Here is a 12013-nt window from a genome sequence, read left to right as displayed (position 1 = left end):
CCATGTTCCTGGCACAGGTGTTTGAAAATGTGGGAATGACCATGTCGATGATGCCCATAACGGGCATCACGCTTCCGCTGATGTCCTACGGTGGAAGTTCCATAGTAACAAGCATGCTGGGTGTCGGACTGGTTCTGAACGTGGGCTACAGGCGAAAGAAAATCAAATTTTAAAAAGAATATCCTTGTCTGAATGCGAATAGGATATACCACCGTCGTTATGGACAAGGAGGTATGACCGTGTCGAAATTGCCGAACGATGATCTGCAGGATCCCATGTTCCCGCCTCCCTCTCACCCGGTGTTTCAAGGCATACGTGAACAGGAGGGAAGAGCCGGCTCATCCCGGCCTTATTTCCGGGGAGCCCGCACGGAGGACAGAGGTTACGGATATTATGGACGACCGGGCTCTTCAAGGTGGGACGGGCCTTGGGGCGCCTATCGGGGGTACAAGCAATATGACGACTATGAGGAACGTGAGAACAGCCGCATTGTGGGGCAAATCATTGGCGCTGTCCTCTTGCTGCTGATTTCCTATGTGTCAGTCCATTCGAGCCATCCTCTTGCGGAACGAGCACAGCAAGTGTTGAAAACAGTCATGACCAGAGAGACCGATTTTTCAACTGTTACCAACTGGATGGCAACCCACTTGGGCGCTTCCAACCTGTCAATCCCGGTTTCCGGCAAGCCGTCTGAGGGTGAAGAAATGGTTTATGTTCTGCCGCTGACCGATTTTAAAGTCACCGCTTCTTTTGATGCCAACCAGCATCCTGCCGTGCTGTTGGAGACCTCTCCGGGATCGGAAGTCAGAACGGTAGCCAAGGGAGAAGTCAAAACCTATGACAAAAACGACAAATACGGGATCTATGTGATTGTGGAACATGGCGGTGATGCCGGACAAACATTGTACGGGAATCTGGAATCGGCCAGTGTGAAACCCGGGGACTGGGTCTATACCGGACAGGTGATCGGAAAAACCGGAAAACAAGTCCCGTCCGATTTGTACTTTGCCCATTATGTCAAGAACAGGCCGGTTGATCCGCAGGGCATTCTGGACCGGGCAAGGCGGTAACTGTGAGAAGCGTAATGTGGCCGGGGATGAAATGGAAGGTTCATCCCCTTTTTGTTGTGCTGATGGCAATGTCTGCCTGGACTCCGTATTTTGGACAAATGCTGTTGCTGTTTGCCACCGTCCTGCTCCACGAACTCGGACATGTGGGGGCGGCCCTGCTCTTTGGATACCGGGTAAAAGACATAACCATCCTGCCCTTTGGGGGAGTCGCACGATTGGAGCATGGCTCGCTGGGATGGCAGCCCCGGCATGAGGCAATCATTGCATTGGCAGGGCCTTTTATCAATTTTGTGCTGCTGTTTCTGGTCATATTCCTTTCCGGTATCGGAAGTTTGTCCGACAGTGTGAGTTCTTTTCTGATTCAGATCAACTTATCCCTTGCGTTCTTTAATTTGTTGCCCGCACTCCCTCTTGACGGGGGAAGGATTCTGCGGGCAGCTCTGGCGCGGACGCTTGGGTTCCGGAAGGCTACGGGGGTGGCGATAGGCATGGCCTTCATTCTTTCAGCAGTTTTGCTGATAACGGGGCTGCTCGCTTTATGGGCCGGGTTTGTCCAGGCGGGAATGGTCACCTTGGGGGTGTTTCTGTTTGTGTCCGCATGGCAATTGCGCAGACAGCTCTATTACGACACCATTCGGTTTCTGGATACGAAACGCCGCCAGCGGAACAAGCGGCCTTTGCCCGTCAGGTCGCTGGCGGCTACGGCTGATACGCCGCTGATCAGGGTGTTGGCCCAATTCGCCCCGGATGCTTATCATGTTGTATACATCCGTGGTGGGCAAGACCATCATTTACGAATTCTGACAGAAGAAGAACTGTTGGAAGCCGCAATGAAACCGGGTGGAATCCGGCTGCCGCTGGGGCGAATTTTTGCAGAATAGCAAGATTTGTGTCCCCTTCTTCTGGGTCGTCCGCCCCTTGTCAGGGAGGTGCGGAGTGTGTTACGGTTACCTATACAGGAACTTTCCGGTCCTCGGAGGGGATAAGAATGCTAAGCCTATGCGCTGTCTGCGAGTTGCGTGAGTATGACCTGTTTGAAGGGGTCGAACAGAAAGAATTGGACCAGCTTGGCAAGGGCAGTCAACCGGCTGTCGTGCCGAAGCGAAATTATATTTTTACACCTGACGAACCAAGCAATGCGGTATACCTGTTGAAGAAAGGACGGGTTCGCATTTCCAGGCTGTCCGATACAGGCAAGCAGTTTACCCTGGTTACTCTGGAACCGGGTGCGATCTTCGGAGAAAGTGCGTTGTTTGGCGACGAGCCCCGCAAATATTATGCGGAAGCGCTGGATGATGCCTATATCTGCAAGATTGACAAGAAAGTGTTTGAAGAGATTGTTTCCCGCAACCCCAAGGTATCACTGCGGCTGGCCCAGATTGTGGAACAGCGGCTGGAGGAAGCCCAGGAGCAAATTGAGAATCTGGTGTTCTACGATGTCCAAACCCGTCTTGCCCGACTGCTCCTGAAGCTGGCAGACCTGCACGGGGAACGGGTTCCCGGCGGTGTCAAGATCGGGATCAGGCTCACCCACGAAGATATGGCGAGCCTGATCGGATCCACCCGGGAAACCACCAGCAAAATTCTCAACGAATTTAAGGCCGCAGGCCATATCGACGTGGAGAAAAGGCAAATCATATTGCTTGACCAGAAAGCGCTGGCCGACATGCAATAAGACAGGTTGAAGACCGGGCAAAGAAATGCCCGGTTTTTTTCATATTTGCAAAGAGGGAATTTGTATGATTTTGTCGAAACAGATAGGAGGGAAAATTTCCCTTCTTTTCTATTTTGTTTCCAAAACCATACTTCATATAAAGGGAGAGGACAATACGGCATGACGCAGAAATGGAAAGCACTCGTATCAAGCCTTCTGGTATTCCTGTTGTTGTTTGCCTCCGCATCTTTTAACACGGCAGCTGCCAATGAGGCCAACAATTTCAGGGATCTTGGGGCAAGTCACAATTGGGCGCTGAAAGACGTTGCAAAGATGTCATTAAGACAGATCATTCAGGGGGACGGGAACGGCAACTTCCTTCCGGACCAGTATGTGTCCCAGGAACAAGCGGTCGCCATGGTGATTCGGGCATTGGGATTGAAAGGGGAAGTCGATCAATACGATCCGGCCGCCTATCAATTGCAGTACCGCAACGTGTCAAACTGGGCAAAACCTTATGTCGCCATAGCAGATCGGTATCGACTGTTGAGATGGGAAGAGGAAAGCCGGTTTGACGGTATCTCTGCCGCATCGAGGGAATGGGTGGCTCAACTGCTTGTACGGATGATCGACAAAGAGGATGATGTCAGCCAGTACAGCCAGACGGCAAGCAGCTTTGCCGATACGGACAAGATTCACGCTTGGGCACTGGATTATGTGAAACTTGCCTCTTCCGATGCCTATGGATTGATAAAGGGCATACCCAACGCTAACGGAACGGTGAATTTTAACCCCCTGGATTTTGTCACCCGGATCCAGCTGGCAGCGCTGATCAGTCGGGCAGAGCCGTTTCTGACGGTCCATCGTGACACCGAATTGCAAGGAGATATCGTATCGGTAACCGGAAATCAGATGGTTGTCCAGACTTCCGCAGGGCTTCAAACGGTTACTCTCACTTCAGGCACCCTGGTATTCAAGAATGACAGACAGGCGAATGCCGCAAGTCTGGAACCCATGCAACCGGTTCTGGTGATTGGCAAGCCGACTGCAGCCTATATTGAAGTCCTGGACGAGTCTCGACGGGTGGAAAAAGTCAGCGGGACTCTTGTGAAGGTATACAAAGACCTGAAAGCGATTGCGCTGTCCGACAGTTCCAACAACCTGAAAACCTATGAACTGAGTGAACAGGCAACTTATCGTTCTATAGACGGAACTTTAACTTCTTTTGACGGGCTCTCGGAAAACGATACGGTGGAACTGACGATCCTCCGGGGGAAAGTGATTTCCGTTTACCGGTTGGCAGGTGGAACATCGACCACAAACGCGGGAATTATCTATGAGTGGGACCAGGCCAATGGTCTGTTGACCCTGCAAAAGCTGTCCGGCACTCCACAAATCTATCGGATCGGTTCTGCGGTAACGGTCACCTATCCGGACAACCGTACCACGGGACTGAATGACTTGTTCAAAGGCATGGAAGTTGAATTGACAGTTCTGGACAACGTGGTATCTAAGATTCATGTCAAGACGATTGTGGAAGAGGGAACGGTCATATCCCTGTCGTCTGACAAATCGATCCTGACTTATGAAAAGAATGACGGGACACCCAGCGTACGAAAAATCGCGGCGGATGCCACGATCAAGTATGGCAGTGGCGCGACGGCCCTCCTGTCCGATCTGCAGGAAGGCGACAAGATCGTCATTCATATTGCCGATAACGGTATCAAGAGCCTGACAATCAGCAATCGAACCGGGCAATCTGTTGGCGAGCTGTCTGATTTGTATATTGAAGGGACAGTGGTAAGCCTTGACGAGAACGCCAAAACCCTTGTCCTGAAAGACAACAGCGGGGAATTGAAATCTTACGAATACGACACCCTGCCGGAGCTGTATGTCAATGGAGAATCCGACCCGACTCTTGCTGATATCAAGAAGGACATGAAAGCCAAAATTCAGCTTTTCGACGACAAGATTGTCTATATTGAAGTGGACAACCGGATTGAAGGAACGGTTGTGCTGATTGATCCCGACAGACGAATCATGACTCTGGCACTGGATGGCAACACCCAGAAAAATTACTTTGTGGACAGCGACTATGACGTGAACATCAAGGACGAAAGCAGCGCCGACCTGTCTGATCTTGAACGAAACGATTATGTCCGGGTGGAACTGACCGAGACAAACAAGATCAAGGAAATTGATGTAAAAAGAGAACTGGAGTACAAAGTGACCGACGTGTCTACCAGCAGCAAGCGCCTTCGGGTGGAGGACGACGATGGCAACAGCGAAAGCTTGTATATCTATTCCGATGTTCGCTTGACTGTTCCCGGTATCAACAATCCCAAGGTAGATGATGTAAAGGAAGATGACCTGGTCAAAGCCACTTATTTCGGGAATGAACTGAAAGCGGTGGAAGTGCTTCCGGTAACCCGCGGTTTCATCACGAGCATAAACACCGCCAGAAACGAAGTTGCCGTGAAAAAGTTTGACGGTTCCACAACCACCATCACCTTCGGCAGTGAAGATACCGTCAAGGTAAACTCCCAATCCTACAGCCAGATCAACAGCCTGGCGGCGGGTGACCGGATTGAAGTCCGTTTCTCTCTGGGCAACAAGAAGATATTTGACGTCATGCAGAAGCTCGAAGGAACATTTTCTTACGTCAGCGACAGCGACTATCTCTATCTGATCGAAAGCGCAACCAGATACAAACTCGCCGAAAATCCGTACATCCATAAAGCAGATACTGGCTTGACCCTTCGCAATCTTAGCAAATATGACAAGATTGCCATCTATCTGTTGGATGATGTAGTCTACGAAATTGAGAAAACCAATTAATAGAGCGGAAAAACGGTTCCTGACCCGCAGGAACCGTTTTTTAGTAAAAATAGGCTGGAAGACCTACGTTTAGTAAGATAGCAGACTATTGAATTCCGACAGCATTCGTGCTATTTTTTAGAATGTGTGATAGTTTTTAGCATTTAATAGAAATCTTGCCGAATCTGACCATGAGTCAGTACGGGGGACCTGTAATTTGGGGTGAATCACCAAGAGTGTAGGGTACCCTCTTACCCGAACCCGTCAACTAACCTCGGAGGCATCAGGAGGAATCGATTTGAACAGGTTTTGGAAAGCTTTTGTGTTTGCGGGAGCACTTCTGTTTGCATCCGCGACCGTCTCTCATGCTGAAGCTGCGTCCAAGTACGGGGACAAGACACTGGAGAAAGAAGTCGAGGGACAAGAGGTCGCCACCCTGCAGCAGGACTTGCGAATTCTGGGGTACTTCAAATATCCGACCAATACCGGTTACTATGGAGAAATTACGGAAGCTGCCGTAAAAGCCTTCCAAAAAGACAATGCGCTTGAGCAGACAGGCAAGGTCGACCCTGACACCACCGGAAAGAAGATCGCGGAGTTGGCTGCCAAGAAGCTGGAAGAGATCCAGAAAAATTCCGGCGCGTTGCTGGAAACGGCAAAAAGCCTTGTGGGAGTTCCCTACGCCTGGGGAGGAACCACTCCTTCCGGATTTGACTGTTCAGGGTTTGTCAGGTATGTGTTCTCACAAAAAGGAGTCGATCTGGCTCGCACGTCCCATGACATGTACAAGCAAGGGACTGCCGTCACGGATCTGCAGCCGGGAGACCTGGTATTTTTTGCAACGTATGATTCAGGAGCTTCCCATGTAGGAATTTATCTCGGGGACGGACAATTCATATCCTCTACCAGTTCCCATGGGGTGAAGATTGACAGTTTCAGCAGTTCCTACTGGGGTCCTCGCTACTTGGGAGCAAGAAGAATATAGAAGAATATAGCTGTGAGCCAGCCTGTGCAGGCTGGCTTTCTCGTTCCATCGGGCCGGCTCCTGCCGTTAATCAACGTTCCAATTTTTTGAACTGCGTTGAGTCACAGGAAACCTCTTTTTGTCCTGCCACATACACTGCTAGGGAAACTTTCCAGAAGGGGACCGATGCATGTGGACATATGTATGGATTGCCATCATCAGTTGGTTTGTTTCCTACCTCCTCCTTTCGACAGCCCGCTTTTACAATCATTTGCTTGCAGACATCCTGCCGGAATTGGCGGAGGAATACCGGCACACCATTCAGTTTGACATCATCTGTTCAATCCTGGGGAGCCGGATGCTTCGAATTGCGCTTGTGATTCCCATCGCCTTCCTTTGCACCTTTATCATTCTGCCCTATGATCTGGCGAAACTCTGGAATTGGATGGAACTTCAGATTTCCCGTCTCCTGGGGAAGCGGACGTTATGAAAGCCATGGGCTGTACCTGGCAGATGATCTGCCTGAGGGTACAGCCCCCTCCCTTTTGTTCCCTATTTTGTTTGCTCGAAGCCAAAAAGTCTGCGAAACGGCCACCACCAAGGATCCCTTCTGACGGGAGTCCGTCTCCCCTCGGGCGGTGCCATTTCCTGTGACTTTATCTGCGCTTGCCGTACAGCTTCGGTTACATTAATCAATCCCCTTCCGTAATAGGGATCCGGTCCAGACGGCCCTACATCAGTGGCGGTCCGCAAAATGATGTCCCGAACTTGGGCGGACGACAGATCGGGGTTCATGGAGCGGATCAGTCCGGCCAGTCCGGCTACATGAGGGGAGGCCATTGAGGTTCCCGACATCGCTGCGTACCGATAATCCGGGAACGTGCTGGCAATAGACACCCCCGGCGCGGCGACTCCGGCATGAGAACCGTAATTGGAGAAGGTTGCACGTTTTGTATCCTGATCCACAGCTGTAACCGCCAGAACTTCCGGGTAGGCGGCAGGGTAGCTGGGCTGGTCGGTGTCGTCATTGCCCATGGCGGCCACCACCAGCGCATCCTTGGATACGGCGTACTGAATCGCTTGATGCAGATAGCGCGAGTCCTCATATTCACCAAGCGACAGATTGATCACTTTGGCTCCATGATCGGCTGCCCACCGGACTCCGTCCGCAATGTCAAAGACGGTGCCTGTTCCCTCGGCGTCCAGTGCCTTGACGGGCATTACCCTCGAATTCCAGTTCATTCCGGCTACGCCCTCGACGTTATTGGTTCGGGCAATGATCACACCTGCCACATGGGTGCCGTGCCCATTGTCATCGACCGGCCGGTTGTCGTCTGCGATCATGTTGTGACCTTCCACCAATTGACCGGCAAACTCCGGATGATCCAGATCAATTCCCGTATCTACAACCGCTATGATAGTGCTGGGAATGCCCGTTGTAGCCTGCCAGGCATTTTCAATCTTGATTTGCGGGAAATTCCACTGATACTTTTGGTACAGCCGGTCATTTGGCAGTTCGTTCTGCCTGAGAATCCTGTTAGGTTCGACCATCCGAACGCCCATTTTCTGAAAATAGGCTATCAGCTGATCCGTCGACTTGGTGTTTGAACGAAAAACAAAGGTAGGCATGGTATTTCGCCTTACAATAACACCATCGATCTCCTTCTGGATTCTTGATAAAGTTGCCGCATCCGGTTCTCTGTCAAATTGGACAACCACTTCGTTTCGTTTGGAGATGGTCCTGATGTCTTCCGATTTGGATCGCACCTGAACCGACGAGGTATTCCATTTGGTGCCGTCCACCGCCTGAGTAACAGGTTGTCCGGATGAGGAATGGGATTTCTCCGGATGAAACAGGATCCGGTCGCCATCCTGTGTATTCAGTTGGGTAATCGTACCCATTTGGTTGTCCACCTGATCCGCTACAGAACGGAGAAAGCCCATTTGCACCTCCGCGGCCAGGACGGAAGCGATTTGTGAACCGTTCAGAACCGGAACGGCAAGTGACATCAGCAGCTGGTCTTTGCCGCCATGCCCTTCGTAAAGATCGGATACATAGAACTGTCCAGACTTCTTGAGGCCGTTTACGCTTTCTTTCAGATACTGCGGCTTTGCCGCTGAGCCATGGGAAAATGTTTGTCCGTCGGCGGTCTGCAGCATCATGGCGCGAAATTGAGGGTGTTCCTTCATGGCATTTCGGATGAGCTGCTGCTTTTGGTTTTGATCTGCAGCATGTTCCAATTGGTTGGCCAGGTGTTGCAGGGCAAACCGGCAGTCCCTCACACACAAAGCGGTGGTAATCGCCATATCCTGGGCCGCGATCTGGGCCCGGCTTTGGGGACCGGTCACCTGTGCCCGTATGTCCCTGTTTTTGTTGTTCATGATCCGGGGATTCTGTGAGCCCGGATCGCTGCTGATCCGCTGCTGATTCTGGAGCGGCTGGTTGAAAGGACGCGAGCCAAAAACTGCAGTCATCGTGAGCAGAAGCGCCGCGACGACTCCTCCCAAAACATATCGTCTCATCAAATTCCTCCTTGACGTAAACGCGAATATAACCGATTCCCGTATCTTATTCTGTCACTGGAAGAGGAAAGCAAATCGTTAAATTTTTCTTGTCGGGGGGGCACATACTAGAACGAGCACTGAACTAGGGGGAAACGGGGAGGTCCTTGATGGCGCTGCATCTGTTTTTTTCCTGGCTGCTGACCGGGGCTGTTTTCGTATTCACACCCCCTGTGTTTGACGGGGATGCGGAGACAGCCCGGAACTACCTGAACACCATCGCAACAATACTGGCCACAATTTTCACCCTGTCCATATCGATTGTCATGGTGGCCATTCAGATGACCGCAAGCAAGTACACACACAGAATTCTGGATTTCTATGTGCGGTTTCCTTATAACATTTCCCTGTTCTCCTTTTATCTGCTGACTATCTTTCATGCCATCTACATGCTTTCCAAGATGCGCGAACTGGACAACGGGCTTGTGTCCAAGCAGATGGACAAATGGATCAGCGCGGATCTTGTGATGCTGATTGTCGGTTTTGTATGGCTGTTGGTTTACATGTACGCGGTTATGAAGCTGATGAAGCCCGAGACCATTATCGGCAAAATTGAAAAAGAGTATCTGATCTCCTATAACAGGGGGGAGTACCAGGAAGCGTTAAGCAAAATTGAACAGATTGCGGACATTGGCAAACGGGCGGTCAATGACATGGACACGATGACAGCGGTCCGATGCGTCAAAAACATTGCCGATATGCTGCACAATACCCGTCTGCCGACAGCCGAGCAGGACAAGGTTTTGTGGTACCACAAACGGATTGTGGAACAGCTGCAGGGATTGGCCAGCATCTCTTTCAGCCAGCGGGAGACAGTCGTTTCCGGGGCCATTCTGCGAGAAATGTTCGAAATGGGGATCAAGTATGTGGAAAGCGGCTCACTCAAAGCGGCGGGAGTTATCGTGGAGGGCTACACTATGATTGTAATCAACAGTCTGGCGGGGCAGCAGCAGTTGAATATGATTGCAACTGTGGTAAGCCACATCTATGATATCTGTTGTGAGGTGGTCAGGAAGGGAACTGACAAGGAAGCGGTTCACGGGTTCGTGATTTCGGCCTTTCACAACCTGCAGGAAATTGGCAGACAGGTTATAAAGAGCGAACTGCACGGACATTCTTTTGTCGCCCGGCATGTGGTCTCCAATGCATTTGGCCGCTTGCTGGCTGCGATTATCGAAAAGGACGGGCCGATTTTTCCGCATCCGCTGATATATGAACTGTTCTACGAATATGTAAAACTCACCAAGATTTTGTTTGACAGCGGGGATTTGAAAGATGTCCTGACGATCACCACCTGGATGCGGGAAGAGATGCTTCCGAACATGGGCGACCGGGGTGTAATTCACCCTTATCTGTATCTGTTCATGCTGTTGTCTTCCACTGCCCTTTATTTGCAGCGAAAGCCGGTCGTCACCGTGCTGATTCGCGCAATCGGGAAATACTTTGAACCGGATGCCGAGCTGCTGGATCAAATGAATGCAAACCGGCTGGATATTCGCCATTTGTATGATTATCAGGAACCGGAGCGGTATTTGACAGAAGTCTTCCTGCTATGGGAAGGGTATTACCGCTATGCCCGGAAGTTCCCTGAAGGACCGAAGCATGCGCTGGATGTGGCGTCCCGGTTGCTGAAAAATCAAGGGGAGTGGATCGATCTGTTTGATGGTCTTTCCCCTGGTGATTTTTTGCCCACTGAAACCTGATCGTGGTGGAATCAACCTCCTTCTGCCAGACATAGACTTGTCTATAGGGAAGGGGGGCTTGTATGCGCAAAAATTACCGGCAGGGAATGCGGGTGCTGGTTCTGGTGCTCTTGCTGTTGGTTCATCATACTCTGCTGACGGTCGTGCAGAATGTACTTCCGTTTCCGAAAACCTTCGCCCGGGAAAAAACAGTGGGCACAAGCTACGGTTCTTTGCCTCCTGTTACGATATCCGATGGACAGTTTGCTTTCTTTGACGGACAGTCGATCCTTGTGATGCAAGCGGGGGGTTCCGATCCAGCACAAAAACAACGAATTCCCATCCCCGACCCAACGTTTCGGCAAGCGACCGATTTTTTCCTGACGGATGAGATAGGAATGTGGATTGCTGACAACAATCTCATTCTCGCCCAACGAAACGGCACCGTATGGGGAAAGCCGCATAACTTGGGGACGGCAGTGGCATTCGATGTCCGCCGGTCCGGGGACAGTGTGTTTGTGGTGGCAAGCGATGACAAGGAACTGCGAATCACGGATCTTACAAACGGGGACCAAGAGTGGAGTTCGATCCGGATTCAGGATGTGACAAGGATCGAGACGGCTGTTCATTCAAACGGCAATTTGTTGATCCTTTCCCTGGCCGACTACGGTTCGGCCGCTCAGGCTTTCTGGTGGACAGAATGGAATCCTCTGTTGGAAAGGGTGGTCAGACAGTCAAAGATCCTGGTTCACAATGGCGGGGGACGAATCGGTGATTTTGAGTTCGGACTTGCGGATGGCGTGGTTTTTTTGTTCTATCCGGTGGAAAGCAAGGGGAAACACACGCAGTTTTTTGCAGCCCGCTTTCCTTTGGATCACCCTGGAGAAGCACATCCCTTTGAGGTGGTTTTGGACCGGAAGACAACCCGTGTAGCGGACCCGCAGCTCAGGGCTGGGAGATCGGGGGAATTTGATCTCGCCCTTGTGGCCGACGGTCGGGTTGTGATGCTTCACTTTCAGCAAGAGAAGATCAGCGGGCTAGAGTGGGTTACGGTCAAAGACAGCAAGGCCATCCACCCTGTCTTTGTGAATGGTGCGTCAGACCCGGCGGCGCTTGTGTGGATCGTTCCCGCTGAAAAGGGTTATGGAGTCGTTAAGTTTAGCGGCAGCGACCCCGAATACCGCAAGATAATGAACAGAATCCAACTCCTGGATATTGTGCAGGCGATGCAGCAGCTTCCCCGTTTGCTCGGGGGTGCTGTCTA

At 51.3% G+C, this 12013-nt stretch carries 10 protein-coding genes and 1 riboswitch; of the genes, 9 read left to right on the top strand and 1 reads right to left on the bottom strand.

Annotated elements, in window-relative coordinates; translation table 11 throughout:
• The first annotated feature begins 2 nt into the window (after positions 1-2).
• The 7 genes from EFBL_RS21880 to EFBL_RS11065 all read left to right on the top strand — a co-directional run bounded on the left by EFBL_RS21880 (position 3) and on the right by EFBL_RS11065 (position 6995).
• Positions 3-173, top strand: coding sequence for an FtsW/RodA/SpoVE family cell cycle protein (locus EFBL_RS21880; RefSeq protein WP_172899690.1), 171 nt, complete (start codon positions 3-5; stop codon positions 171-173).
• 66 nt (positions 174-239) lie between these two features.
• The gene (locus EFBL_RS11090; protein ID WP_165912438.1) at positions 240-1070 is read left to right on the top strand and encodes a M23 family metallopeptidase; all 831 of its coding nucleotides are present in this window, start codon (positions 240-242) and stop codon (positions 1068-1070) included.
• 26 nt (positions 1071-1096) lie between these two features.
• Positions 1097-1951 (top strand): M50 family metallopeptidase, encoded by an 855-nt coding sequence (locus EFBL_RS11085; protein ID WP_165912439.1) that lies wholly within the window; start codon positions 1097-1099, stop codon positions 1949-1951.
• Positions 1952-2058: 107 nt separating this feature from the next.
• Entirely contained in the window at positions 2059-2745 is a 687-nt protein-coding gene (locus EFBL_RS11080; RefSeq protein ID WP_096182196.1) for a Crp/Fnr family transcriptional regulator, read from the top strand.
• A gap of 159 nt (positions 2746-2904) precedes the next feature.
• Complete coding sequence (locus EFBL_RS11075) at positions 2905-5562, top strand: S-layer homology domain-containing protein (RefSeq protein WP_096182195.1); 2658 nt, start codon at positions 2905-2907, stop codon at positions 5560-5562.
• Between the two features lie 146 nt (positions 5563-5708).
• Positions 5709-5839, top strand: a riboswitch (cyclic di-AMP (ydaO/yuaA leader).
• Complete coding sequence (locus EFBL_RS11070) at positions 5840-6526, top strand: C40 family peptidase (RefSeq protein WP_096182194.1); 687 nt, start codon at positions 5840-5842, stop codon at positions 6524-6526.
• Between the two features lie 169 nt (positions 6527-6695).
• Positions 6696-6995 (top strand): hypothetical protein, encoded by a 300-nt coding sequence (locus EFBL_RS11065; protein WP_096182193.1) that lies wholly within the window; start codon positions 6696-6698, stop codon positions 6993-6995.
• 62 nt (positions 6996-7057) lie between these two features.
• On the opposite strand, the gene EFBL_RS11060 is transcribed toward EFBL_RS11065, so the two are convergent.
• Positions 7058-9028, bottom strand: coding sequence for a S8 family serine peptidase (locus EFBL_RS11060; protein WP_096182192.1), 1971 nt, complete (start codon positions 9026-9028; stop codon positions 7058-7060).
• Positions 9029-9177: 149 nt separating this feature from the next.
• Here EFBL_RS11060 and EFBL_RS11055 point away from each other — a divergent pair, with 149 nt between their 5' ends.
• Both EFBL_RS11055 and EFBL_RS11050 read left to right on the top strand, forming a co-directional pair.
• Entirely contained in the window at positions 9178-10770 is a 1593-nt protein-coding gene (locus EFBL_RS11055) for a DUF2254 family protein (protein WP_096182191.1), read from the top strand.
• A gap of 62 nt (positions 10771-10832) precedes the next feature.
• The coding region (locus EFBL_RS11050) for a hypothetical protein (protein WP_172899689.1) at positions 10833-12013 on the top strand (1181 nt) is incomplete at its 3' end.

This window comes from Effusibacillus lacus, assembly GCF_002335525.1.
Taxonomy (GTDB): Bacteria; Bacillota; Bacilli; order Tumebacillales; family Effusibacillaceae; genus Effusibacillus; species Effusibacillus lacus.
The sequence above is the reverse complement of the archived record's forward strand: the minus strand, read 5'-3'. Positions and strand labels throughout refer to the sequence as shown.